Annotated in this window: 21 protein-coding genes; 11 read left to right on the top strand and 10 right to left on the bottom strand. The window is 63.2% G+C overall.

What is annotated here, in order from left to right; all coding sequences use genetic code 11:
- Positions 1 to 168 precede the first annotated feature (168 nt).
- Positions 169 to 579 (top strand): YkgJ family cysteine cluster protein, encoded by a 411-nt coding sequence (locus IFT57_RS15205; RefSeq protein ID WP_122480476.1) that lies wholly within the window; start codon positions 169 to 171, stop codon positions 577 to 579.
- A 181-nt stretch (positions 580 to 760) separates the two neighbouring features.
- Here the strand turns inward: IFT57_RS15205 and IFT57_RS15200 are convergent, their stop codons facing one another.
- The 3 genes from IFT57_RS15200 to thiI form a co-directional block, all read right to left on the bottom strand.
- Entirely contained in the window at positions 761 to 2,758 is a 1,998-nt protein-coding gene (locus tag IFT57_RS15200; protein WP_192151932.1) for a methyl-accepting chemotaxis protein, read from the bottom strand.
- A 329-nt stretch (positions 2,759 to 3,087) separates the two neighbouring features.
- A complete protein-coding gene (gene typA, locus IFT57_RS15195; protein WP_122480478.1) occupies positions 3,088 to 4,908 on the bottom strand; it encodes a translational GTPase TypA in 1,821 nt (606 codons plus the stop codon).
- A 263-nt stretch (positions 4,909 to 5,171) separates the two neighbouring features.
- On the bottom strand, positions 5,172 to 6,626 hold the full coding sequence (thiI, locus tag IFT57_RS15190; RefSeq protein WP_192151931.1) for a tRNA uracil 4-sulfurtransferase ThiI: 1,455 nt from the start codon (positions 6,624 to 6,626) through the stop codon (positions 5,172 to 5,174).
- Positions 6,627 to 7,048: 422 nt separating this feature from the next.
- On the opposite strand from thiI, the gene glnA reads away from it, so the two are divergent.
- From glnA to ntrC, 5 genes are all read left to right on the top strand, one after another.
- Positions 7,049 to 8,455, top strand: coding sequence for a glutamate--ammonia ligase (gene glnA / locus IFT57_RS15185; protein ID WP_122480480.1), 1,407 nt, complete (start codon positions 7,049 to 7,051; stop codon positions 8,453 to 8,455).
- Between the two features lie 131 nt (positions 8,456 to 8,586).
- A complete protein-coding gene (locus tag IFT57_RS15180) occupies positions 8,587 to 9,102 on the top strand; it encodes a DUF4124 domain-containing protein (protein WP_192151930.1) in 516 nt (171 codons plus the stop codon).
- On the top strand, positions 9,102 to 9,698 hold the full coding sequence (locus tag IFT57_RS15175; RefSeq protein ID WP_192152067.1) for a DUF4124 domain-containing protein: 597 nt from the start codon (positions 9,102 to 9,104) through the stop codon (positions 9,696 to 9,698). Before IFT57_RS15180 ends, IFT57_RS15175 begins: the two co-directional genes overlap by 1 nt.
- Before the next feature lie 277 nt (positions 9,699 to 9,975).
- Positions 9,976 to 11,061, top strand: a complete 1,086-nt coding sequence (glnL, locus tag IFT57_RS15170) for a nitrogen regulation protein NR(II) (protein WP_122480483.1) — start codon at positions 9,976 to 9,978, stop codon at positions 11,059 to 11,061.
- Positions 11,058 to 12,494: a nitrogen regulation protein NR(I) gene (gene ntrC, locus IFT57_RS15165; protein ID WP_043191454.1), complete on the top strand. Its 1,437-nt coding sequence runs from the start codon at positions 11,058 to 11,060 to the stop codon at positions 12,492 to 12,494. Before glnL ends, ntrC begins: the two co-directional genes overlap by 4 nt.
- Positions 12,495 to 13,211: 717 nt before the next feature.
- Here ntrC and IFT57_RS15160 read toward each other — a convergent pair.
- Positions 13,212 to 13,652, bottom strand: a complete 441-nt coding sequence (locus IFT57_RS15160) for a hypothetical protein (protein WP_192151929.1) — start codon at positions 13,650 to 13,652, stop codon at positions 13,212 to 13,214.
- Between IFT57_RS15160 and trmL the strand changes: the two genes are divergently transcribed.
- The gene (gene trmL, locus IFT57_RS15155) at positions 13,651 to 14,106 is read left to right on the top strand and encodes a tRNA (uridine(34)/cytosine(34)/5-carboxymethylaminomethyluridine(34)-2'-O)-methyltransferase TrmL (protein WP_122480486.1); all 456 of its coding nucleotides are present in this window, start codon (positions 13,651 to 13,653) and stop codon (positions 14,104 to 14,106) included. The two genes, IFT57_RS15160 and trmL, sit on opposite strands and share 2 nt — an antisense overlap.
- Positions 14,107 to 14,196: 90 nt before the next feature.
- Here trmL and secB read toward each other — a convergent pair whose 3' ends face one another.
- From secB to IFT57_RS15140, 3 genes are read right to left on the bottom strand one after another with little or no spacing between them, the layout of a single operon-like run.
- A complete protein-coding gene (secB, locus tag IFT57_RS15150) occupies positions 14,197 to 14,682 on the bottom strand; it encodes a protein-export chaperone SecB (protein WP_122714527.1) in 486 nt (161 codons plus the stop codon).
- 45 nt (positions 14,683 to 14,727) lie between these two features.
- Positions 14,728 to 14,982: a glutaredoxin 3 gene (gene grxC, locus IFT57_RS15145; RefSeq protein ID WP_122480488.1), complete on the bottom strand. Its 255-nt coding sequence runs from the start codon at positions 14,980 to 14,982 to the stop codon at positions 14,728 to 14,730.
- A gap of 1 nt (position 14,983) precedes the next feature.
- The gene (locus IFT57_RS15140; protein ID WP_122480489.1) at positions 14,984 to 15,397 is read right to left on the bottom strand and encodes a rhodanese-like domain-containing protein; all 414 of its coding nucleotides are present in this window, start codon (positions 15,395 to 15,397) and stop codon (positions 14,984 to 14,986) included.
- Positions 15,398 to 15,614: 217 nt separating this feature from the next.
- Between IFT57_RS15140 and gpmI the strand changes: the two genes are divergently transcribed.
- From gpmI to IFT57_RS15120, 4 genes are all read left to right on the top strand, one after another.
- Entirely contained in the window at positions 15,615 to 17,150 is a 1,536-nt protein-coding gene (gpmI, locus tag IFT57_RS15135; protein ID WP_122480490.1) for a 2,3-bisphosphoglycerate-independent phosphoglycerate mutase, read from the top strand.
- Between the two features lie 3 nt (positions 17,151 to 17,153).
- A complete protein-coding gene (locus IFT57_RS15130; protein ID WP_192102831.1) occupies positions 17,154 to 18,446 on the top strand; it encodes a murein hydrolase activator EnvC family protein in 1,293 nt (430 codons plus the stop codon).
- Between the two features lie 62 nt (positions 18,447 to 18,508).
- Positions 18,509 to 19,834, top strand: a complete 1,326-nt coding sequence (locus IFT57_RS15125) for a S41 family peptidase (RefSeq protein ID WP_192151928.1) — start codon at positions 18,509 to 18,511, stop codon at positions 19,832 to 19,834.
- Between the two features lies 1 nt (position 19,835).
- Positions 19,836 to 20,591 carry a divergent polysaccharide deacetylase family protein gene (locus IFT57_RS15120; RefSeq protein WP_192151927.1) on the top strand — a complete coding sequence of 252 codons (756 nt, stop codon included), beginning with the start codon at positions 19,836 to 19,838 and terminating at the stop codon, positions 20,589 to 20,591.
- Positions 20,592 to 20,625: 34 nt separating this feature from the next.
- Here IFT57_RS15120 and IFT57_RS15115 read toward each other — a convergent pair whose 3' ends face one another.
- The 3 genes from IFT57_RS15115 to IFT57_RS15105 all read right to left on the bottom strand — a co-directional run bounded on the left by IFT57_RS15115 (position 20,626) and on the right by IFT57_RS15105 (position 25,996).
- Positions 20,626 to 21,384 carry a substrate-binding periplasmic protein gene (locus IFT57_RS15115; protein ID WP_192151926.1) on the bottom strand — a complete coding sequence of 253 codons (759 nt, stop codon included), beginning with the start codon at positions 21,382 to 21,384 and terminating at the stop codon, positions 20,626 to 20,628.
- Positions 21,385 to 21,471: 87 nt separating this feature from the next.
- Positions 21,472 to 21,927, bottom strand: coding sequence for a chemotaxis protein CheW (locus tag IFT57_RS15110; protein ID WP_122714520.1), 456 nt, complete (start codon positions 21,925 to 21,927; stop codon positions 21,472 to 21,474).
- Entirely contained in the window at positions 21,920 to 25,996 is a 4,077-nt protein-coding gene (locus IFT57_RS15105) for a hybrid sensor histidine kinase/response regulator (protein WP_192151925.1), read from the bottom strand. The genes IFT57_RS15110 and IFT57_RS15105 overlap by 8 nt, the downstream gene beginning before the upstream one ends.
- Positions 25,997 to 25,998: the final 2 nt, after the last annotated feature.

Below are 25,998 nucleotides of genomic sequence, written 5' to 3'. Positions count from 1 at the left end.
ATTGACGATTCTAGATGGAATACCTGAGCCTAGACGCTTCGACACACGCTGAAAGCTCAGGTTCGTAACTTTGCACGATTAGCAGGGTTTCAGGCAGATGGTTGTTCACTTTTTCACCAATGCCGGTATGATCGCGCGCCCTGATCCACGTTGCCTGATGACCTGACGATGAAAAGCTCTTTGATTGCCGCCGCCGAAGTGGACCGCCTGGACACCTGGCAGAAATATTCCGCGCCGATGTGCGGCGCCTGTATCTCGACCTGCTGCACGCTGCCGGTGGAAGTGAAGATCAAGGACCTGATCCGTATCGGTGTGGTGGATGAGTTCGAGAAAGGCGATCCCCCCAAGAACGTTGCCAAGCGCTTGCAGAAGGAAGGCATCGTCGAGCGCTTCAACCAGAAGTCGGGCATTTTCACCCTGACGCGTATGAGCAACAACGATTGCCTGTATCTGGACAAGAAAAGCCGCCTGTGTACCATCTATGAAAAGCGTCCGGACACCTGCCGCAACCACCCGAAGATTGGGCCTCGCCCAGGCTTCTGTGCCTACCAGCCCAAGCCAGTCTCGCGCCAAGGCTGAGTAGTGTTCCTGCTACCCATGTGGGAACGGGCTCTGCCCGCGAAGGCCATACCACGGCCTGCCTGACACGCCGCAGCGCCCTTTCGCGGCCAATGACCGCTCCTACAGAACATCGCCACACGCCGCCCCCTTGTGGGAGCGGTCATCGGCCGCGAAGGGAGCGCCGCCGGATTGCCGCCGGTTACCCCTGTCGGCTCAGCCCTGCCAGGCGGGTCGACAGGGCCTGCATGCCTTGGCTCAACTCGCTCAGGCTCGACGCATCGCGCGCGCCGTCCTCGCTGGCCGCGTGAATGCGCACTGCCAGCTCGTTGATCTCCTGGGTGACATGGCTCTGTTCCTGGGCGGCCACGGCGATCTGCTGTGTGCGCTGGACGATGTCGTCGAAACCGACCACCGTGCTGCCCAGCGACGCGCTCAACACATCGGCTTGCTGCGCCACGGTCCGCGTGCGGTCCTCGCCCGCGACCATGGTATTGACCGCCTTCACCGATGCCTGGCGCAGTTCGCCGATCATCTGCTGGATCTCGTCGGCCGAAGCCTGGGTGCGCCCTGCCAGGGTGCGTACTTCGTCGGCGACCACCGCAAAGCCTCGCCCCTGCTCGCCGGCGCGAGCGGCTTCGATCGCGGCATTGAGCGCCAGCAGGTTGGTCTGCGCGGAAATCGACTTGATCACGTCGAGCACCCCACTGACACTTTCGATGTCCTGACCCAGGCTGGTAATCGCCTGCGCAACGCTGGCGATATCACCGGTCAAGGAATTGATCGTCTGGCTGTTCTGCTGCACATGCTCCTGGCTCTGGCGCGCGGTCGACAACGACAGCTGCGCGGTGTCGGAGCACTCCGTGGTGTTGGAGGCAACCTCCTGGGCACTGGACGACATCTCGGTAATCGCTGTGGCCAGCAAGGTGTTGTCCTGACGCTGGGTCTCGGCACGTTCGGCCATGATCACCGACAGCCGAGCAACGTCATCGGACTGTTTCTGCAGGCGCAGCGCCTCATCGGCGATGGCCTTGAGCATGCTGCGCAGGTTGCCGGCGTAACGGTTGACCGCCCCGCGCAGCAGGCCGATCTCGTCCGCGCGAGCCACGTCCAGCTCGGCGCTGGCGCCACCGCCCTGCTCGCCCAACTTGTCGATCTGCGCCGTGGTTTCGTTGATCTGGCCGAACACCGCACGCCCGGCCAACCAGGCGAGAGCGAACACCAGCGCCAGGATCGGCAGCAAGGTGGTGAGGATATCGACGGTCAATTTGCTGGCAATGCCGGTCATGTGTGCCTGCGGCGTAGCCAGGCCCACCACCCAATCACTGGCCGGAACCCGCGTGAGGCTGATGTAGCCCGCCCCACCCAGTTGCGCGTTCTGATCGACATGAAACGTCTGCGCTTCGCGCTGGCCGCTGCTGCGCCAATCGGCAACGCTCTTGAACCAAGGATAGGCGGCGAGCATCGCCGCCTCGTCGGCAGGTGCCGGCTTGTCGTTGGCGGCCGGGAAATACAGGACCTTGCCTGATGGGTCGATGGCGAATGCATAACCACCGGTGACCTGCCCATTGGACTTGAGGAAGTTGGCCAGGCCCGTGAGTGTCAGGTCGATGGTCGCCACACCGGCGAAACGTCCTTCACGACTGTAGGGCACGGTACAGGTGGTCATCAGGATCTTGCTGACCGGATCCTCGTAGGCATCCGACCACGCGCAGCGGCCAGGCGCGGATGCCTTGCCCTGCACGTACCAGTCGGCGGCGTGATAGTCATCGACGGCGCCGGCATTGTATTCCTCGGAGTAACCCAGGCCCTGCCCACTGCGCGCCCAATAGAAACTGCGCCGCGGCACGCCTGCGCTGAACGCATTGGGCTCGGGCCACAGGCCACCGCCGGCAATTGCGGTATCGCCCTGTGAGTCGATGATCGGTGCCAATGCGCCCTTCACCAGCTCGACGTCGGCCGGCAGCGTCGCGCCCAAACTCGCCAGCGCGGCGACGCGCCCCTCGACCTCGGCCAGCTGGATCGACAGCTGCCGAGCGATGGCCGTGGCCGACTGCTCGGCGCTCTTGGTGTTGGACTGGATCAGCTTGGGCTCGCCGCTGAGTACCATGACCGCGTAGATGGCTACCGTCGTGACCAGAAGGATGAACAGGATGCCCAGGCTGAAGCGGGACATGATCTTGGTAGGTAGCAGGCTCACGGGGCCCCCTTCGGAGGGAATCGATATTGCCTGCGCTATCGGCTCGGGCTGGGGAAACTCGAGAAGTGGGCGATGGAAGGTATGCAGGGTGCCAGGGCCGGCCCTTTCGCGGGCAGAGACCCGCTCCCACAAGGGCGGCGATCATCTATGGGAGCGGGCGGCGAGCCCTCTGCCCGCGAAGGCCGTACCTTGGTCTGTCTGTCACGGCGCAGCTTCATGTGGGAGCGGGTCTCTGCCCGCGAAGAGGCCAGACCTGCCGAAACGCAATCATAAAAAAACCCCCGGACGCTTTCGCGCCGGGGGCTTTTTCAATCAACCGGAACTACGGATCAGTTCTTGGCTTTCTTGGCAGCGCGGGTACGCTCGCCTTCGTCCAGGATCTTCTTGCGCAGACGGATCGACTTCGGCGTGACTTCGCACAGCTCGTCGTCCTGGATGAATTCCAGAGCCTGTTCCAGGGTGAAGCGAACAGGTGGAACCAGGGCGATGGTTTCGTCTTTGCCCGACGCACGCATGTTGTCCAGCTTCTTGCCCTTGGTAGGGTTTACGCCCATGTCGGTGTCGCGGCTGTTCAAGCCGACGATCTGACCGTTGTAGATCTCCTGGCCGTGCTCGACGAACAGCTTGCCGCGCGCCTGCAGGGTTTCCAGCGAGTAGGTCAGTGCCTTGCCGGTTTCGACCGAAACCAGTACGCCGTTCTGACGGCCGGACATGTGGCCGGACTTCATCGGAGCGTAGCGATCGAAGATCGAGGTCAGGATGCCAGCACCGTTGGTCAGGGTCAGGAACTGGTTACGGAAACCGATCAGACCGCGAGCAGGGATGTTGTATTCCAGACGAACACGGCCCTTGCCATCCGGCACCATGTTGGTCAGGTCGCCTTTACGCAGGCCCATCTCTTCCATGACCTTGCCCTGGGATTCCTCAGGGGTGTCGATGGTGACGTTTTCGAACGGTTCCTGCTTCTCGCCGTCGATGACGCGGATGATCACCTCAGGACGACCGACACCCATTTCGAAGCCTTCGCGACGCATGGTTTCGATCAGTACCGAAAGGTGCAGCTCGCCACGGCCGGAGACCTTGAACTTGTCGGCCGAGTCGCCTTCTTCAACGCGCAGGGCAACGTTGTACAGCAGCTCCTTGTCCAGACGTTCCTTGATGTTGCGGGACGTCACGAACTTGCCTTCTTTACCGCAGAATGGCGAGTCGTTGACCTGGAAGGTCATGGAAACGGTTGGCTCGTCGACGGTCAGCGGCTTCATCGCTTCGACGTTGTCCGGCTGGCACAGGGTGTCGGAGATGAACAGCGAGTCCATGCCGCTCACGCAGACGATGTCGCCAGCGAAGGCTTCTTCGACGTCGATGCGGTGCAGGCCGTGGTGACCCATCAGCTTGAGGATGCGACCGTTGCGCTTCTTGCCGTCGGCGCCGATGGCGACCACCGGGGTGTTCGGCTTGACGCTGCCGCGAGCGATACGGCCAACACCGATGACGCCCAGGAAGCTGTTGTAGTCCAGTGCCGAGATCTGCATCTGGAACGGGCCGTCGCGGTCAACTTTCGGAGCCGGTACGTTGTCGACGATCGACTGGTACAGCGGGGTCATGTCTTCGGCCATGTCGGTGTGTTCCAGACCGGCAATGCCGTTCAGAGCCGAGGCGTAGACGACTTTGAAGTCCAGCTGTTCTTCGGTGGCGCCGAGGTTGTCGAACAGGTCGAAGATCTGGTCCAGAACCCAGTCCGGACGTGCGCCTGGACGGTCGACCTTGTTGATGCAGACGATCGGACGCAGGCCGGCTTCGAACGCCTTCTTGGTCACGAAACGGGTTTGCGGCATAGGGCCGTCCTGGGCGTCGACCAGCAGCAGCACGGAGTCGACCATCGACATCACGCGCTCTACTTCACCACCGAAGTCGGCGTGGCCCGGGGTGTCCACGATGTTGATGTGGTAGCCGTTCCAGTTGATGGCGGTGTTCTTGGCCAGAATGGTGATGCCACGCTCTTTTTCCTGGTCGTTGGAGTCCATCACGCGCTCGTCGTTGAGCTCGTTGCGCTCCAGGGTGCCGGACTGACGCAGGAGTTTGTCTACCAGGGTGGTCTTGCCATGGTCAACGTGAGCAATGATGGCGATGTTGCGTAGATTTTCGATCACTTGTGTATCTCGATCAGAGGATTCGGTTGCCGCGCATTCTACGTGGCGAATATTAAACAAAAAGCTATCCGGGCCAGACAGCGTAGGAACGTAGCGAGCAACGGCAAGGCAAGGAAGAAATAGGCGAGGAAGCACAGTTTACTGGTTGTAAATGAGCATTCCGAGCCTGTTTCTGACGCAGCATTGCCTAGCGCAGTAGTTCCTACGCTGTCTGGGGGTCGGGAGGGCGATGGCGGATACTCCCACCATTCAACCCTGGGACTCTATGTCGGACGATAAACGCGCACATTGGCATGTCCCTCACTCAACAGATGGTGAGCATGCAGTCGGCTCATGACGCCCCTGTCGCAATACAGCAAGTACTGGCGAGTGAAGTCCAGTTCCTTGAAGCGGCTGTTCAGGGCATAAAAAGGCATTGCCTTGACCTCGATGCCGGCCAGTGACAGCGGCTGGTCTTCCTGGGCATCGGGGTGGCGGATATCGATGACGACTTGTCCGGACAGCGCCTCGCTGACCTCTTCGACCTCGATATCCCGGCCCAGCTGGTCGATGACTTCATCAATGGACACCAGCTTGGCGCGTTCCAGCGCTCGCTCAAGAACGGCCATGTCGAAAGACTTCTCTTCATGGACGACGCGTGGCAATTTTGCACTGGTGGTCGGGTTGACCGAAATCACGCCGCAATATTCTGGCATGTGTTTGGCAAAATCGGCAGTCCCAATTTCAACTGCTTGATCGATGATGTCTTGTTTGTGGCTCGCCAGCAGCGGGCGCAGTACCAATTTGTCGGTCGCGCTGTCGATCGCCGACAGGTTGGGCAGGGTCTGGCTGGACACCTGCGAGATGGCTTCGCCCGTGACCAGCGCGGGAATCTTCAACTGGTCGGCCAGGCGCGTGGCGGCCCGCAGCATCATGCGCTTGAGGATCACGCCCATGTGGCTGTTGTCGACCTTGCCGAGAATCTCGCCCAGTACTTCCTCGAACGGCACGCTGATGAACAGCACGCGCTGGGAGCTGCCGTACTTCTTCCACAGAAAGTGGGCGACTTCCATCACCCCCAACTCATGGGCGCGACCGCCCAGGTTGAAGAAGCAGAAGTGGGTCATCAGGCCACGGCGCATGATCTGGTAGGCGGCGACGGTGGAGTCGAAACCGCCCGACATCAACACCAGCGTCTGTTCCAGAGCGCCCAAGGGGTAGCCGCCCATGCCGTCGTGCTGGTCATGAATGACGAACAGGCGCTGATCGCGGATTTCCAGGCGCACCACCACGTCGGGCTTTTTCAGGTCGATGCCGGCAGCACCACACTCGCGGCGCAACTGGCTGCCGACGGTGCGTTCCACATCCATCGAGCTGAACGCATGCTTGCCGGCACGCTTGGCGCGCACCGAAAAGATCTTTCCAGGCAGCAGCGGGCCGAAGTGCGTCTTGCACTTGGCCACGATGTCATCCATGTCGCCCAGCGGGTATTCGTCCACTTGCAGGAAATGCGCGATACCTGGCGTGCAGCGCAGGCGTTCGGTCATCTCGCGCAACACCTTGGCGTCCGTCAGCTTGGTCTGGACTTCAAGGTTGTCCCACACGCCAGTGACCATCAGCTGCGGGTCCAGGTCACGGAGCACCATGCGGATGTTCTTGGCGAGCTGGCGGATGAAGCGCTTGCGCACCGGCGGGCTCTTGATGGTGATCTCTGGAAAGACTTTTACGATAAGTTTCATGAAAACAGCGCGCGAAATGCCAGCCTGAAAAGAGGGGCGCGGATTATAGCGGAAATTGCTCAAGGTTTGACCAGTTATCGTACGAACGGGCAAACGCACCAATCTGGACCACCCAAAAAGGCCTCGCACCAAACCAGCGCACCCCTATTCAACCCGACCCTTTGTAGCAGCGGCGCAAGCCGCGTCCCGCCTCCATACCTATTAATGCCGGGGACGAAGCGTGACGCGGCTTGCGCCGCAGCTGCAGGGGAATGGGTTCGAACATCCGGATAGTGAGAATCAGCGTTGCGCCCATCACGGGGCACTGGCATGCAAATTGCTCCCTTGTGAGGCAGGTTGCCTTGGCCGACTATCGGGCCCGGCATCACTCATATTTAGGGGCCCCCTTTCACAATCGGCCCCATTCCACCCCGGAGGACAACATGTCGAAGTCGGTTCAACTCATCAAAGATCATGACGTCAAGTGGATTGATCTGCGCTTCACTGATACCAAAGGCAAGCAGCAGCACGTGACCATGCCAGCGCGCGATGCCCTGGATGACGACTTCTTCGAAGTCGGCAAGATGTTCGACGGTTCCTCCATCGAAGGCTGGAAAGGCATCGAAGCCTCCGACATGATCCTGCTTCCGGACGACAGCACTGCCGTGCTGGACCCGTTCACCGAAGAGCCGACCCTGATCCTGGTCTGCGACATCATCGAACCGTCCACCATGCAGGGCTACGATCGCGATCCACGCGCCATCGCCCATCGCGCCGAGGAATACCTGAAGTCGACCGGTATCGGCGACACCGTGTTCGTCGGTCCGGAACCTGAGTTCTTCATCTTCGACGAAGTGAAGTTCAAGTCCGACATTTCCGGCTCCATGTTCAAGATCTTCTCGGAACAGGCTTCCTGGATGACCGACCAGGACGTCGAAGGCGGCAACAAGGGCCACCGTCCAGGCGTCAAGGGCGGCTACTTCCCAGTGCCACCGGTCGACCATGACCACGAGATCCGTACCGCCATGTGCAACGCACTGGAAGAGATGGGTCAGGTCGTCGAAGTTCACCACCACGAAGTGGCGACTGCCGGCCAGAACGAAATCGGCGTCAAATTCAACACCCTGGTCGCCAAGGCCGACGAAGTGCAGACTCTGAAGTACGTCGTGCACAACGTTGCCGACGCCTACGGCCGCACCGCTACCTTCATGCCCAAGCCACTGTACGGTGACAACGGCTCGGGCATGCACGTGCACATGTCGATCTCCAAGGATGGCAAGAACACCTTCGCTGGCGAAGGCTATGCCGGCCTGTCCGACACCGCGCTGTACTTCATCGGCGGCATCATCAAGCACGGCAAGGCGCTGAACGGCTTCACCAACCCGTCGACCAACTCCTACAAGCGTCTGGTCCCAGGTTTCGAAGCGCCGGTCATGCTCGCCTACTCGGCCCGCAACCGTTCGGCTTCCATCCGTATTCCTTACGTCAACAGCCCGAAAGGCCGTCGTATCGAAGCACGCTTCCCGGACCCGGCAGCCAACCCGTACCTGGCTTTCGCGGCCTTGCTGATGGCTGGCCTGGACGGCATCCAGAACAAGATCCACCCCGGCGATGCCGCCGACAAGAACCTGTACGACCTGCCGCCCGAAGAGGCCAAGGAAATCCCGCAGGTTTGCGGCAGCTTGAAGGAAGCCCTGGAAGAGCTGGACAAGGGCCGTGCGTTCCTGACCAAGGGCGGCGTGTTCAGCGACGACTTCATCGATGCCTTCATCGCCCTGAAAAGCGAAGAAGAAATCAAGGTCCGCACCTTCGTACACCCACTGGAATACGACCTGTACTACAGCGTCTGATCCCTGTGATGTGACAGAAAGGCCACCCTCGGGTGGCCTTTTTTCGTTCTGCGCTGAGCGTGGCAACGCTGCACGCAACCCCTCAATTGCTCTATGCTGGCCCCATGCAAGCGCCACTCAGAGAAGTTTCCATGCGCTCACCCCTAGCCTGCCTGTTGCTGCTGTGCGCGCTGCCCGCTGCGGCGCAGATCTACAAGTACACCGACGCCGAGGGCAATACCGCCTACAGCAACCAGCCGCCCCAGGGGCGTGCCAGCCAGACGGTCGAATTGCCTCCGCTCAACAGCGTCGAGTCGCTGCGCAAACCGGTGCCGACCACCCTGCCGAGCACCACCGTCGAGGTGCAGCAGACTCAATACAGCCAACTGGAACTGACCGGACTGCCGACCGACGAAGCGCTGCGGGCCAACAACGGCACCTTCGATGTCGGCGTGGCGATCGTGCCACGCCTGCGTTCGGGCGATCGCCTGCGCCTGGTACTCGACGGCGAACCCTATGGTCAGCCAAGCAACGTGCCGCGCCTGCAACTGGTGAATGTCGATCGCGGCGAACATGGCCTGGCGGTACAGGTCATCGACGCCCGCGAAGCGGTGATCCAGCAGAGCGCCACCGTCACCTTCACGGTCCAGCGGGTTCACCTGCCGTGATGCGCTGGACGCTGCTCTGGCTGGTAGTGATCGCCGCGTCAGCCCATGCCGCGGTGTACACCTACGTCGACGCCAATGGCAACCGGGTCTTCACCGACCAACCGCGCAAGGGTGCCGAACGGGTGCCGATGCCTGCACGCACCGCGCCCACCGCCCCGGCTACGGTGACGCTGCCGCGCACCAGCAAGGTGCCAGTGCCGAACAAAACCGCGACGATGCGTTATCAGATGCTGCGCATCCTCGGGCCCCTGCCGGACACTGCCGTGCGTGAGGAAGACGGGTCACTGATCGTGACCCTGACCAGTGAGCCGGCCTTGCAGCCGAACCATCGCTACCGCCTGCTGCTCGACGGCGAAGTAGCGCAGGCGCCGGGGCGCAGCCCGGTGTTCGCCTTGAGCAATGTCGACCGCGGAACCCACTCCCTGGCCGCCGAGATCATCGATCAGGACGACCATGTGATCGAGCGCACGCCGGCCCAGCCGGTCCACCTGCAGCGCATCTCGCTGATTCAGAAACGCCGGGTTCACCCCTGCCGAAGTGCTGATTACGGTGTACGCCCGGAATGTCCACTCAAGGACAAGCCCGAGGACGACTGAGCAGCGGCAGCCGAAAACGATATAGACCCGCCCGCACTTTTTTGGTGCGCTATGCTGGTCATTGCCAGGCATGCCGTGCCATTTTGGGTCGCGGCAGCATTTCGTCCGGCGCACATCCCGTGTAGCGCGGCACTAATGGTACCCATTTGCAGGATCCGCGCTTCTTTTCGGAGCCTTGGTTTGGTTCTTGCATTTTCCCTGCACCAGCGAGTTAGTTTCGCGCGCGAACCCGGGCGTTGCCACGGGCGCCCTGTGCCAAAAGAGGTCACCTGTCCCCATGACCATCAGCGATGCCCTGCACCGACTGTTACTCGACAACCTCACCACTGCCACCATTCTGCTCAATGCCGACCTGCGTCTTGAGTACATGAACCCCGCAGCCGAAATGCTGCTGGCGATCAGTGGCCAACGCAGCCATGGTCAGTTCATCAGCGAGCTGTTCACCGAATCCACCGAAGCACTCAACTCGCTGCGCCAGGCCGTCGAACAGGCTCACCCCTTCACCAAGCGCGAAGCGATGCTGACCGCGCTGGCCGGGCAGACGCTGACGGTCGACTATGCGGTCACACCGATCCTGAGCAACGGCGCGACCTGGCTGCTGCTCGAAGTGCATCCGCGTGACCGTCTGCTGCGCATCACCAAGGAAGAGGCTCAGCTGTCCAAGCAGGAGACCACCAAGATGCTGGTGCGCGGCCTGGCCCACGAGATCAAGAATCCGCTGGGTGGCATCCGTGGCGCGGCTCAATTGCTGGCGCGCGAGCTGCCCGAGGAAAGCCTCAAGGACTACACCAACGTCATCATCGAGGAAGCCGACCGGCTGCGAAATCTGGTCGACCGCATGCTGGGTTCGAACAAGCTGCCTCTACTGGCCATGACCAATATCCACGAGGTGCTGGAGCGCGTGGCCAACCTGGTCGAGGCCGAAAGCCAGGGTTGCATCACTCTGGTGCGCGACTACGACCCAAGCATCCCGGATGTGTTGATCGACCGCGAGCAGATGATTCAGGCGGTGCTCAACATCGTGCGCAATGCCATGCAGGCGATCAGCGGCCAGAACGAACTGCGCCTGGGACGCATCAGCCTGCGCACCCGCGCCATGCGCCAGTTCACCATCGGCCATGTGCGCCATCGCCTGGTCAGCAAGATCGAGATTACCGACAACGGCCCGGGCATTCCTGCCCAACTGCAGGAAACCATCTTCTACCCCATGGTCAGTGGCCGTCCCGACGGCACCGGCCTGGGGTTGGCCATTACCCAGAACATCATCAGTCAGCACCAGGGCCTGATCGAGTGTGAAAGCCACCCCGGCCACACCACGTTTTCGATCTTCCTGCCGCTGGAACAAGGAGCCGCTTCGTCATGAGCCGTAGTGAAACTGTCTGGATCGTCGATGACGACCGTTCCATCCGCTGGGTACTGGAAAAGGCCCTGCAGCAAGAAGGCATGACCACCCAGAGCTTCGACAGCGCCGATGGCGTCATGAGCCGACTGGCGCGCCAGCAGCCCGACGTGATCATCTCCGACATCCGCATGCCCGGTGCCAGTGGCCTGGACCTGCTGGCGCGCATTCGCGAACAGCATCCACGCCTGCCGGTGATCATCATGACCGCGCACTCGGACCTGGACAGCGCGGTCGCTTCCTACCAGGGCGGCGCGTTCGAGTACCTGCCCAAGCCGTTCGACGTCGACGAGGCAGTGTCGCTGGTCAAGCGTGCCAACCAGCACGCCCAGGAGCAGCAGGGCCTGACCGAAGTCCCGGCATTGACCCGCACACCCGAGATCATCGGCGAAGCACCGGCCATGCAGGAAGTCTTCCGCGCCATCGGCCGCCTCAGCCATTCCAATATCACCGTACTGATCAATGGCGAGTCGGGCACCGGCAAGGAACTGGTCGCCCATGCCCTGCATCGGCACAGCCCACGGGCCGCGTCGCCGTTCATTGCGCTGAACATGGCGGCGATTCCCAAGGACCTGATGGAGTCGGAGCTGTTCGGCCATGAAAAAGGCGCCTTCACCGGCGCCGCCAACCTGCGCCGAGGCCGCTTCGAACAGGCCGACGGCGGCACGCTGTTCCTCGACGAAATCGGCGACATGCCGGCCGATACCCAGACGCGCCTGCTGCGTGTGCTGGCCGATGGCGAGTTCTACCGCGTCGGTGGGCACATACCGGTCAAGGTCGACGTGCGCATCATTGCCGCCACCCACCAGAATCTGGAAACCCTGGTGCACGCCGGCAAGTTTCGCGAAGACCTGTTCCATCGCCTCAACGTGATCCGTATCCACATCCCACGCCTGTCGGACCGTCGCGAAGACATCCCGACCCTGGCGCGACATTTTCTCAGCCGCGCTGCCCAGGAACTGGCGGTCGAGCCCAAGTTGCTCAAGAGCGAGACCGAGGAATACCTGAAGAACCTGCCGTGGCCTGGCAACGTGCGTCAGCTGGAGAACACCTGCCGCTGGATCACGGTGATGGCCTCGGGTCGCGAAGTGCACACCGGCGACCTGCCGCCGGAGCTGCTGAGCCTGCCGCAGGACGCCGCGCCGGTGACCAACTGGGAGCAGGCGTTGCGCCAATGGGCCGACCAGGCGCTGGCACGCGGGCAATCGAGCCTGCTCGACAGCGCCGTGCCCAGCTTCGAGCGGATCATGATCGAGACTGCCCTGAAGCATACCGCCGGACGACGTCGTGATGCGGCCGTGCTGCTGGGGTGGGGTCGCAACACCCTTACGCGCAAGATCAAGGAGCTGGGCATGAAGGTCGACGGTGCCGACGAGGACGAAGTCGAAGAAGCCTGACGCCCCGCACACCGCCACGGGCATACGCGATCTCTGTAGCAGCGGCGCAAGCCGCGTCCGGCCTCACCGCGGTGGGTCAGATGCACCGCACATACCGCCGACGCGGCTTGCGCCGCTGCTACAGGGGTACGTCAGAGACCCAGCACACACCCCCACGGCATACGCGATCCCTGTAGCAGCGGCGCAAGCCGCGTCCGGCCTCACCGCGGTGGGTCAGATGCACCGCACATACCGCCGACGCGGCTTGCGCCGCTGCTACAGGAGGTTTGAAGAAACTCTCCGCTTTTGTGCATTCGCCTTGTTCGGTGCACCTGCGCGATGCGCTGTCGGACATTGCTGATCGCTCGGATAAAACCTCGTTCGTTTCAATGAGCTAAAAGACCGTTATCGATCAAAATTATTTTTCCTTATATTTCAACAATATAGAAAGTACGACGAAACATTTCGGGTGTTCAGAAAGCTTCTGCAACAAAACTGGCACGCGCGCTGCAATGTACTAACCATTACCCAGTTTCGGGAACCTTGGTACAGGCAGGCCGGGGATTCCCTCTTTACACCGCGACTCCAGCCAAGGCTGGAATACCGCATAACTGTTTTGGGGACCTTGGTACAGGCAGGCCGGGACTCCCCTTCTTTACATCGAGACACCTGGCACTGCGCCAGGTATTTCACTCCCGCTTGGGGGGCTCCGGTACAGGCAGGCCGGGGTCCCCTCTTTTATTGCTCGTGCAACTCGATGGTAGTTTGCCAACGTCCTTCGAGCAGTACCCCGCGCCATTGCATCCGCAGAGGGCGCGCCGCCACCACCGTCAACAACAACCCCTCATCACTGCGCTGAATGCGCCAGGTCACCGGCTTGCCGTCCACCAGCAACCGCCCGCTGGCCGGCGCACCCGTGGCGTCGAACAGCATCGCCACCGTTCCTTCCACCACCTCGCCATGCACCCGCGGCTCATCGTTGAACCACAGCACCAACTGGTCGCGGTGCACTTCGATATTATCCAGGCGAGCAGGCTCGGGGTTGGTCAGGCGGCCGATCATCAGTCCGACCAGCAAGCCAATGATCGCCAGCGAGCCCAAAACCCGTGGCCACAGTTGCGAACGCTCGCTCGGATCAGGAGTAGAATGCTGCCCGTCCTTCAGTTCGGTGCCGCGCATGTTTCACGTGATCCTTTTTCAACCAGAGATACCGCCCAATACAGGCAACATTATCAGGCTGTGCGCCAACAGCGGTTGCGCCTTGCACCTGATAGAGCCGATCGGCTTCGAGCTTGACGACAAGCGCTTGCGTCGGGCCGGCCTGGATTACCACGAATATGCCACTCTGCAGCGCCATGCCGACCTGGCCAGTTGCCTGGAAAGCCTGGGTCAACCACGGGTGTTCGCGTTCACCACGAAGGGCTCGCGACCTTTTCATGATGCCAGCTTCCAGAAGGGCGATGCGTTCCTGTTCGGTCCGGAAAGCCGTGGGCTGCCGGCCGAGGTGCTGGACGCGCTGGACAGCCAGCACAAGTTGCGCCTGCCGATGCGCGAGGGGTGCCGCAGTTTGAATCTGTCCAATACGGTGGCAGTGGCGGTGTATGAGGCTTGGCGGCAGCTGGGGTTTGAGTAAGGCTTGAGAGCCCTCTGCCCACGAAAGGGGCACACGCTCCCACAAAAAAAGCGCCCCGAAAGGCGCTTTTTGTTCACTGCAAGCCAGCGCTTACTGAGGCGTAGGCGCTTCGCCCGATTCCTGCATGCGCTGCAGTTCCTGGGCATAGAGCATGTCGAAGTTCACCGGAGCCAGCATCAGCGCTGGGAACGAGCCACGGGTTACCAGGCTGTCCAGGGTCTCGCGGGCATACGGGAACAGGATGTTGGGGCAGAACGCACCCAGGGTGTGGCTCATCGAGCCCTCGTCCAGACCCTTGATCAGGAAGATACCGGCCTGTTGCACTTCGGCGATGAACGCGACTTCTTCGCCGTTCTTGACCGTGACCGACAGGGTCAGCACGACCTCGTGAAAGTCCCCTTCCAGGCCTTTCTGGCGGGTGTTCAGGTCCAGGGAAACGCTGGGTTCCCACTGCTGGCGGAAGATCGCCGGGCTTTTCGGCGCCTCGAACGACAGGTCACGCACGTAGATACGCTGCAGCGAGAACTGCGGTTCGTTTTCGGCAGCAGCAGCGCCATTGTTCGCTTGGTCGGTCATCGCAGATCCTTGTGATCTTAAGAGGTGTGGGGGTAAGGGGACCGATCAGGCCCCCAGCAACGCGTCCAGCTTGCCGGCACGCTCGAGGGCGAACAGGTCGTCGCAGCCGCCGACGTGCAGCTCGCCGATCCAGATCTGGGGCACCGACGTACGGCCAGCCTTGGCCGCCATCTCGCGGCGCAGCTCGGGCTTGCCGTCGACCTTGATCTCGGTGAACGGCGCCTTCTTGCTTTCCAGCAGGTACTTGGCGCGCGAGCAATACGGGCAATAGTCGCTGGAGTAGACGAGGATCGGCTTCATGTCACTTCACCACAGGCAGGTTGTCGGCACGCCAGCTCGAGACGCCACCGGCCAGCTTGGCGGCGGTGTGGCCTGCCTTGACCAGCTCGGCGCAGGCAGTGCCGGCGTGCTGGCCGATGGCATCGACCACGATCAGGGTCTTGCCCTTGTATTTTTCCAGCTCGCCGACGCGGCTGGCCAGCTTGTCTTGAGGAATGCTCAGCGCGCCGACGATGTGGCCCGCGGCGTAGTCCTTCTTGTTGCGGATATCCACGACCACGCCTTGGTCGCTGTTGACCAGCGCAGTCAGCTCGCGGGGGCTGAGGCTTTTGGCGCCCTTGCTCATTTCCAGCATGATCAGCATGACCAGCAGGACCACGAACGCGGTCACGAGCAGATAGTGATTTGTGGCGAATTCAATCAGGTGAGCGACCATCAGCGGGTTCCAGGGCGTTAAAATGTCGGCCAGTATACACAGCCGCCAAGTCCGGCCAAAGCCCGCCGGACGGAACCGCTCGGCCTGATTGCGGGTCTGTGCTTGTTGTTCTTGCACCCGCGGTGAAATAAACCGCCATGATTCGTCACGCAGGCCCGCAATGCCCTAAAATGCCGGGCTTCTCCTGAATGCTCTTCTGACATAGCGAGTGGGATCCATGACAGCCACGCCCAAACCCTTGGTCCTGATCATCCTCGATGGTTTCGGTCACAGTGAAAACCACGAGTACAACGCGGTCTATTCGGCTCGCAAGCCGGTGCTCGATGCCCTCATGGCACGCCAGCCCAATGGCTTGATCTCGGGGTCGGGCATGGATGTCGGGCTGCCCGACGGGCAAATGGGCAATTCGGAAGTCGGCCACATGAACCTGGGAGCCGGGCGTGTGGTGTACCAGGATTTCACTCGCGTGACCAAGGCCATCCGCGACGGCGAGTTCTTCACCAACCCCACTATCTGTGCAGCCGTGGACAAGGCCGTGGCCGCCGGCAAGGCGGTGCACTTCATGGGCCTGCTGTCGGACGGTGGCGTGCACAGCCACCAGGATCACCTGGTGGCCATGGCCGAACTGGCCGCCGGGCGCGGAGCGCAGAAGATCTACCTGCACGCCTTCCTCGACGGCCGCGACACCCCGCCCAAGAGCGCCCAGGCCTCGCTGGAACTGATGGATGCCACGTTCGCCCGCCTGGGCCGTGGGCGCACCGCCAGCCTGATCGGCCGCTACTTCGCCATGGATCGCGACAACCGCTGGGAGCGCGTCAGCGCGGCCTACAACCTGATCGTCGATGCTGCCTCCGAATTCCACGCGGCCACTGCCGTGCAAGGCCTGCAGGCCGCCTACGAGCGCGGCGAGAGCGACGAATTCGTCAAGGCCACCACGGTCGGCGAGCCGGTTCGCGTCGAAGATGGCGATGCCATGATCTTCATGAATTTCCGCGCCGACCGTGCGCGCGAGCTCAGCCGCGTATTCGTCGAAGACGATTTCCACGATTTCCCGCGCAATCGCCAGCCCAAACTGGCCGGCTACGTGGGCCTGACCCAGTATTCGGCAAAGATCCCCGCACCGGCGGCCTTTGCTGCCACCGGCCTGACCAACGTGCTGGGCGAATACCTGGCCAAGAACGGCAAGACCCAGCTGCGCATCGCCGAAACCGAAAAGTACGCCCACGTGACGTTCTTCTTCTCCGGTGGCCGTGAAGAAGAGTTCCCCGGCGAAGAGCGCATTCTGGTGCCCTCGCCCAAGGTGGCGACCTACGACCTGCAGCCCGAGATGAGCGCGCCGGAAGTGACCGACCGCATCGTCGAAGCCATCGAGCAGCAGCGCTATGACGTCATCGTGGTCAACTACGCCAACGGCGACATGGTCGGCCACAGCGGCATCATGGCCGCAGCCATCAAGGCGGTCGAGTGCCTGGACACGTGCGTGGGTCGCATCGCTGCGGCACTCGACAAGGTCGGCGGCGAAGCGTTGATCACCGCCGACCACGGCAACTGCGAGCAGATGGAAGACGTCTGCACCGGCCAGGCGCATACCGCGCACACCACCGAGCCGGTGCCGTTCATCTACGTCGGCCAGCGTGACGTCAAGGTACGCGCCGGCGGCGTGTTGGCCGACGTGGCGCCCACCATGCTCTGGCTCATGGGCCTGCCCAAGCCCGAAGAGATGACCGGCACCTCGATCCTGGTACAAGGCTGACCCATGCTCCGCGCCCTGATGTTCCTGACCCTGACATGCCTGCTCGGCCCGGCCTTCGCCGACGAGCGCGCGCAAACCCAGCAGCAGATCGACGCCACCCGCAAGGACATCGCCGAGCTGCAGAAAACCCTTGGCAAGTTGCAGGCGGAACGCTCCGGGGTGCAGAAAGAGCTGCGCACCACCGAAACCGAGATGGGCAAGCTGGAAAAGCAGGTGGAGGCCCTGCAGAAAGAACTAAAAAAGACTGAGGGCGAACTGGAGCGTCTGCAAGGCGAGAAAGCCAAGCTCCAGGCCGCCCGGGTCGAACAGCAACGTCTCATTGCCATCCAGGCCCGCGCGGCCTATCAGAGCGGGCGCCAGGAATACCTGAAACTGCTGCTCAATCAGCAGAATCCGGAGAAGTTCGCCCGCACCCTGACTTATTACGATTATCTGAGCCAGGCGCGCCTGGAACAGCTGAAGAACTTCAACCAGACCCTGCACAAGCTGGCGGGTGTGGAAAAGGACATCAATCTGCAGCAGGCGCAGTTGCTGGTGCAGCAAGGCAATCTGGACAGCCAGCGCGAAGACCTCGACAAGGTGCGCAAGGAACGTCAGGTCGCCCTGGCCAAGCTCAACGATCAGTACAAGCAAGGCGACCAGAAGCTGCAGACGCGTCAGCAGGACCAGGAAGACCTGGCCAAGGTGCTCAAGACCATCGAGGAAACCCTGGCACGCCAGGCTCGCGAAGCCGAGGAAGCGCGGCAGAAGGCCCTGCTGGCCGCCCAGGAGGCTGAAAACCGTCGCCAGCGCGAAGCGCAGGCGGCCGCCACCCGAGAAGCGCCAGCACCCGCACCACAGGCCCCTCGCGCACCGAGTGGCCCGCTGGTGTCGAGCAGCGGCGAAAGCTTCGGTGGTGCATTTGCTTCGGCGCGGGGAAAACTTCCATGGCCTGTCGATGGTCGACTGTTGGCACGTTTCGGGGAAACCCGCGGCGACGATGTCCGCACCAAATGGGACGGGGTCATGATCAGCGCATCGGCCGGCAGCCAGGTGCATGCGGTGCACGGTGGCCGCGTGGTGTTCGCCGACTGGTTGCGCGGCGCCGGGCTTCTGGTCATTCTCGACCATGGCAATGGCTACCTCACCCTGTACGGGCACAACCAGACCCTGCTCAAATCGGCCGGTGACGTGGTCAAGCCCGGTGATGCCATCGCCACCGTAGGTACCAGCGGCGGGCAAAGCACGCCAGCGCTGTATTTTGCAATACGCCAGCAAGGCAAGCCGACCGACCCCTCGCAATGGTGTCGAGGTTGACTGGCGCAGTCGTTCAAAAGCAGCCCTCAAAGGCGCGAACCCGTATCAGGAGTCTGTTAGACATGCCGCATCTGTCCCGCCTTACCTCGCTGGCCCTGACGATCGCCGTGGCCTGTGCTGCCCCGGCAGTGGTCGCTGCCGATCTGGCACCCCAGCCCGCCCGGTCGGTCGGCACGGTTCCAGCCGCCGCACCGTTGCCGCTGGACGAGCTGCGGACCTTCGCCGAGGTGATGGACCGCATCAAGGCGGCCTATGTCGAGCCGGTGGATGACAAGACCCTGCTGGAGAATGCCATCAAGGGCATGCTCAGCAACCTCGACCCCCACTCCGCCTACCTGGGCCCCGAGGACTTCCAGGAGCTGCAGGAAAGCACCAGTGGCGAGTTCGGCGGCCTGGGCATCGAGGTGGGCAGCGAGAACGGCATGATCAAGGTGGTTTCGCCTATCGACGACACGCCGGCCTCCAAGGCCGGCATCGAAGCCGGCGATCTGATCGTCAAGATCAACAACCAGCCCACCCAAGGCCTGAGCATGACCGAAGCCGTCGACCTGATGCGCGGCAAGCTCGGCGAGAAGATCACCCTGACCCTGGTACGTGACGGCGGTACGCCGTTCGACGTGACCCTGGCGCGCGCCACCATCCAGGTCAAGAGCGTCAAGGCGCAGTTGCTGGAAAACGGTTATGGCTACCTACGCATCACCCAGTTCCAGGTGAAAACCGGCGAAGAAGTCGGCAAGGCGTTGGCGAAACTGCGCAAGGACAACAACGGCAAGCTCAAGGGCCTGATTCTGGACCTGCGCAACAACCCCGGCGGCGTGCTGCAAAGCGCCGTGGAAGTGGCCGATCACTTCCTGACCAAGGGCCTGATCGTGTACACCAAGGGCCGCATCGCCAACTCGGAACTGCGCTTCTCGGCAGACCCTGCCGATGCCAGCGAACGGGTGCCTCTGGTGGTACTGATCAACGGCGGCAGCGCCTCGGCGGCGGAAATCGTCGCCGGTGCACTGCAGGACCAGAAGCGCGGCATCCTCATGGGCACCGACAGCTTCGGCAAGGGCTCGGTGCAGACCGTGCTGCCGCTCAACAATGATCGCGCCCTGAAAATCACCACGGCCTTGTACTACACGCCCAACGGCCGCTCGATCCAGGCCCAGGGGATCATCCCGGATGTCGAGGTACGTCAGGGCAAGGTCACCCGCGATGCCGACACCGAAAGCTTCAAGGAAGCCGACCTGCAGGGTCACCTGGGCAACGGCAACGGCGGCGCCGATCGACCTTCGGGCAAGCCGGTGATCGGCGCCCGCAAGGCCCGGCCACAGGACGACGACTTCCAGATCAGCCAGGCGCTCAGCCTGCTCAAGGGCCTGAGCGTGACGCGCGGCAACTGACATGCGCCGCATCCTGTTGCTGGCCGTGCTGTTGCTGACTGCCGGGCCGGCCTTCGCCGGGCCGGCGTACCTGAGCCTGATCATCGATGACCTGGGGCAGTCCCCGGCTCGCGACAGTCGCACCCTGGCTCTGCCCGGCCCGGTCACGCTGGCAATCATGCCCGACACCCCATACGCTGCGGACTTCGCCCGTCAGGCGCACAAGGCCGGCAAGACCGTGATGGTGCACATGCCCATGGATCCTGCGACCGGCCCGTTCGCCTGGCGGCCCGACATGCCCGCCAGTGAACTACTCGCCCGCCTGCAGGCCGCTCTGCGCGCCGTACCGTATGCCGCCGGCCTGAACAACCACGAGGGCAGCCGCATGACCTCGCAGCCCGAGGCCATGGCCCTGCTGATGAACGAGCTGCAGCAGCACGGCATGTTCTTCGTCGACAGCCGCACCAGCGCCGCCACCGTGGCCGCTGCCAAAGCTCAGGGCATCGGCCTGGCCAGCCTCTCGCGGGATGTCTTCCTGGATGACACGCGTACCGTCGAGGCCATCGCCGGCCAGCTGGAAAAGGCCATAGCCCTGGCGCACAAGCAGGGCACGGTGGTGATTATCGGCCATCCCTATCCACAGACCCTGGAAGTGCTGGAGCGCGAACTACCGCGCTTGAAAGCCAGGGGGGTGGAGTGGATACCGGTCCGGCAGATGATCGGCGAGCGTGGCAACCGCGCCACGGCTGCCCATGGCAAGGGCGGGATCTACCACTGATTCGCCAGTGCCGTGTCTCGTCGAGTGCCGTGCCTCATAGATAGTCGGCGAATACCCGGTCGACGAAACCGTCGCGGCGCATCTCATCGAGGGCCCGTTGCAAACGGTCGACTACCGCCTGCGGCGTGTCCTTGTTCAGCGCCAGAAACAGCTCGGCACTGTTGAAACGCAGCACGGTCTTGAGCCCATTGACCCCTTCCAGGCGTGCCAGGTAGCGACCAGCCGGGTCGCCCGTGGCCCACAGGTCGATCTGACCGTCGAGCAACTTGCGCGCATTGTCCTGGTCGCGCAGGGCAACGATCGGGCGCATGTCCCGCTCGGCGAGGCTCTGCGCGATGGCATCGCCCTTGTAGGCGCCGATCCGGTAGGGCCGGGCCTGGTCGAGGGTTTCCAGGGTGATCGGGCTGTCCGCACGGGCGAGCATGATCCAGTCATCCGGACCCAATGGGCCGACCCACTTGAAGGCCTGTTCGCGCTCGGGCAGGCGCGCGGTGACGAACACCCCGTAGCCGGCATTGCTCAGGGCCAGCTTGTAGATGCGGTCCCAGGGAAACCGCAGGGTCATGCTGTAGGGGATGTCAGCCCGGCGGAACATTTCACGCACAAGCTCCGCTGCGATGCCGCGGATGTTCTCTTCCTGGGCGAAGTTCTTGTCGTTGCTGGCCATGTTGTAGGGTGGAAAGTTCTCGGTCAGCAAGACCATCGAATAGCCTGCCGGGACCTCGGCGCGCACGGGGCTGCCACTGAGCAGCGCGGCACAGAAGGCGAAGGCGAGAAAGGTGTGGTCGAGCATTACGAGGTCCCTGCAGCAATGGCAACGGCCAGAGTGCCGGTCAGGCCGACGGCTGTAAAGCCCTGCAACGATTACGCGACAATGTGTCTACACCGCGCTGTGCAGCAGGTTTTCCAGGGCTGTGAGGTCGGGCACCCGAGCCACGGTTTCGCCGACCTGCACCGCCGCCATTTCCAGCGGCTTGAGCGGCACGTCAACGTAGCTGAGCTGGCTGTCGACCCGGCACGAGCGAGGCACGTGCTGGATCAATACGGCAATGAAGCGCGTCGAGGTTTCACCCAGTGCATTGAGCACGACGATACGGGCGCGCTCGCCGATCACCGCCTCGCCACCGCTGGCCGCTTCGAAGCTGACCAGCGGCAGGCGCAGGTTGCGCCACTCGATCATCCCCAGGTGCCAGCGCGCGGCGCCCAGCACCGGTTCACCGGGCAGATAGTCGATCAGCTCGGCCACCGCCACGTTGGGCAGCAACAGGCTTCGATCGGCCAGGGGCAGCACCAGCGCGGTGAGGCTGTCGCGGCGGCCGATCGCCCGATCAAGCATGGACCTGGCCCCAGCGTTCGATGCATTCCAGCAACTGGCTCTCCTGATAGGGCTTGCCCAGGTATTCGTTGACGCCGATGGCCATCGCCCGCTCGCGATGCTTTTGCCCGGTACGTGAAGTGATCATGATGATGGGCAGGTCCTTGAGCGTGGGATGCTGACGGATGCGCCGGGCGACCTCGAAACCGTCCATGCGCGGCATCTCGATGTCCAGCAGGAGAATATCGGGGCTGTGTTCCTGCAGCAGGGCCATGGCGTCGACCCCGTCCTTGGCCGTCAGCACCTGCATGCCGTGACGTTCGAGCATGCGACTGGTGACCTTGCGCACGGTCACCGAGTCGTCGACCACCAGTACTTGCAGGCGCCGCACCTGCGCGCCGTGCTGGTAACCGGCGCGGGCCACGGCCACACCCTGACGGGCCCGCAGTTGGGCGAGCAGATCGAGGATCAGCACCACGCTGCCATCGCCCAGGATGGTCGCGCCGCCCAGGCCCGGCACGGCCGCGAACTGGGCTCCCAGGCTCTTCACCACGATTTCGCGGGAGCCGGCCAAGGCATCGACCTGCACCGCCACCTGCTGATCGAACGCGCGCACCAGCAGCACGGGCAACGGTTGGCTCTGCGCCGTCAGCGAGGGGACGGCGAGGCCGTGCAGCAGGGTGCCCAGGTAGCGCAGGTCATACACCCGCCCGGCGTAGCCGTAGCGCGGTGGGGCAGACTGGTAGGCATCGTGCAGCTCGCCGGGCATGACCCGCACGATCCCCTCGATGCTGTTCAGGGGAATCGCATACTGTTCTTCGCCACACTGCACCATCAAGGCACGGTTGACCGACACGGTGAACGGCAGGCGAATCTGGAACCGTGCGCCCTGCCCCGGCCGCGAGTCGATACTCATGGCTCCGCCCAACTGCTTGACCTCTTCGTGGACCACGTCCATGCCCAGGCCACGGCCGGATATCTGCGTGACCTTGGTGGCGGTGGAGAAACCTGGCTGGAGGATGAACTGCAACACGTCGTGGTCGCTGAGGTCGCTGTGCGGATCCAGCAAACCACGCTTTATGGCCTTGGCGCGCACCGCTTCCAGGGGCACTCCGGCACCGTCGTCACTCATCTCGATGACGATGTCGCCGCCTTGGTGCAGCAAGGCCAGACGAATGTGCCCCACCGCCGGCTTGCCCGCAGCCAGGCGCTGCTCGATCGGCTCCAGGCCATGATCGACGGCATTGCGCAGCATGTGTTCGAGCGGCGCGATCATGCGCTCCAGCACGCTGCGGTCCATCTCGCCCTGGGCCTGGCTGACTTCGAACTCGACCTCCTTGCCCAGCGCCTCGGCCACCTGTCGCACTACACGCTGCAGGCGCGGCAGCAGGCGCTCGAACGGCACCATGCGCGTACGCATCAAGCCCTCCTGCAACTGGCTGTCGACGCGCGCCTGTTGCTGCAGCAAGGTCTGCGCTTCCAGGTTGCGGCCGGCCAGGGTTTCCTTCAGATCGAGCAGGTCCGAGGCCGACTCGAACAGGGCCCGCGACAGCTGCTGCAGGTGTGAATGACGGTCCATTTCCAGTGGGTCGAAGTCTTCGTAAGCCTGACCATCGACCTGCTGACGGCTGAGGATACGGCCTTGGGTTTCGGTATCGAGGCGGCGCAGCTGATCGCGCATGCGCTCGATGGTGGTTTCCATTTCCTGCAGCGCCGCCTGGGCGTCATTGACCTGCTGCTCGATGCGTCCGCGAAAGATTGCGGTTTCACCCGCCAGGTTGCCCAATTCATCGAGCAGCTCGGCGCCGACCTTGATCACATCGACGGGACCGCGTTCGGCGGCCACCGGTTCGGCAACGGCGGGCTTGGCCGAAGCAGCTGGCCCGGCGGGCCCGGTTGGCTCACTGCCGGCGGCGAATTCGGCGATCGCGGCAATCAGCTTGCCGGCGGCCGGCAACGCTTGCCGCGAGCGGACCGCGTCGAGCATCTGGGCCAGGCGGTCGTGACCCTTGTGCAGCAAGCCAAACAGTTGGCTGGAGGCCTGCAACTGGCCCTGGGAGATGCGTTCGTACACCGATTCCAGCTCGTGGGCCAGGTCGCCCAGCGGGCCGATCTCCACCATCCGTGCGCCGCCCTTGAGCGTGTGCAGGTCGCGCAGCAGGTTTTCCGCTTCGAGATGGTTGCCCGGTTCGGCCTGCCAGCGCACCAGTGCCGCGCCTGCGCTCTCGACGATGTCCAATCCCTCTTCGATGAAGATACCCAGCAATTCACCGTCGGCGTCGTCCACCTGCTCGATTCCAGGCTCCAGCGGGCCTGGATGCGACGAGTGCTGAGATGCCCCCTCGTAGCCGGGTTCGCTCAGCCAGCGCCGCTGGGTCTGCTCGATGGATTCCTCGGTGAATGACCCTTGATCGTCGGCATCTGCCGCAGCGACGTTGCCAAGCAGGGCAAGATCGATCACCGCGCCGCCTTCGCGCTGTACCACACCCATGGCGTGCGGGGCCAGGGCACCCTGCAGCAGTGCCCGCAGGGCACGCACGTGAGTGGGCTGGGCCTTGACCTCTTGCCCGGCCGCCAATTGATCGAGCATGCCGATCATGGCCTCCTGGGCCTGTTCGGCCTGCTGGAAAAAATCCGCGCTGACACTCAGGCTGCTTTCTTCGACCGCGCCATACAGATCGAGCAGCGCCTCGCACAGCTCGTCGAGCGCCTGCACGTCCGTCAGTTGCGCCTGTTCGCCCAGCAGGGTCAGCTGGTCGAGCAGCCGCGGCAACTCCACGCGGCTGGACGGCGCCTTTTGCCAGCGCTGCAGCAAGCGCTCGGCATCGAGCAGGATATCCATGCCCTCGTCGAGCAACCGCTCGATCAGTTGCGGCGCCTGGACTTGCCGGGCATCGCCCTGCGTCTGCACGCCCTGCAAGCGCTCGGTGGTGTGTTCCTGTACCTGCCGGATCAGCTCGACGGCAGCGGGAATGGGCGTCAGCGGCTGCGCAGGCAATTGCAGCAGCTTCTGCCGCATCAGATAGTGGGCATCGCCCAGCAGGCCCAGCGTTCGGGTCTGGAACGGCAGCCGGTGGGCACGCAGCTCACGGGCCATGACGTCGAAGGCCGTGGCCAGCTCGGCCAGCGGCGTGACACCGGCCACCAGCGCGCTGCCCTTGAGCGTATGCAGGGCACGCTGCAATTCGTCGGTGACGGCGACGTCGTTGCCCTGCTCGTCCAGGGCGAGAAATCGCTCCAGGGCGCTCAGGTGGCCCAAGGCCTCGCTGTGGAAGATCTCCAGCAATTGGGTGTCCACAGGCTCGGGCTCCGGGCCCGTCGCGGCGTGCAGCTCGGCGGGTGGCTCGGCGGGTGGCGCAGCCGCTGCCAAACCAGCCTCTGCCACCGCCAGCAGGTCCTCGTGGGCAAGCAGCGGTGCTTCGCTGGTGCGCTGCAGGTAGTGCTCGACCGCCGCGAGCGCAGCCGTCACCTGCTCCAGGGGCACGTGTACCGATGCCGTCGAGTCGTCCAGCAGGCGCGCTTGAACGGCGTGATTGCAGGCGTGCAGCACGGCTGCAGCCCTGGGCAACGGCAGCATGACCAAGGCACCGCGCAGCTGGTTGAGCAGCGGCGCCAATGTGCGCAGCCGTTGCCGGTCCCAGCGGCCGTCGGTGGAGTCGGCCAGCACGTCCCTGGCCTCTTGCAGACCGAAGCGGATTTCGCGCATCACCAGCTGGCGAATCTGCGCCAGGTCGGTGCTGGACGTCTGCTGCTCATCGCGCCCCGGCGTATCACTGGGTCCTGCCATGCCCGCCAGCGTGGCTTCGACATAGAGCAGTGCCCCGGCGACGTCCATCAATACGGCATCGTTGGGCTCGCGCGTCCCCTGCACCAGGCCCTGGATCACCGCCAACTGGTCGATGATGACCTTGCGCGGCTGGCCGAAACCGAGCACTGCCAAAGCGTCTGCGATCTGTCGCAACGATGCCGTCAGGCCGTTCAACTCCTGGGTGTACTCGCGCCCACCGCGCACGAACAGGTCCAGTTGCTCCTTGACCTTGAGCAACTCCTCGCACAACGCGGGAAGTACGTATTCGTGCCGTTCAGCCATGA

Origin of the sequence: Pseudomonas sp. CFBP 13719 (genome assembly GCF_014842095.1) — a bacterium.
In the GTDB taxonomy this organism is placed as follows: domain Bacteria; phylum Pseudomonadota; class Gammaproteobacteria; order Pseudomonadales; family Pseudomonadaceae; genus Aquipseudomonas.
This window is presented reverse-complemented; position numbering and strand designations above follow the sequence as displayed.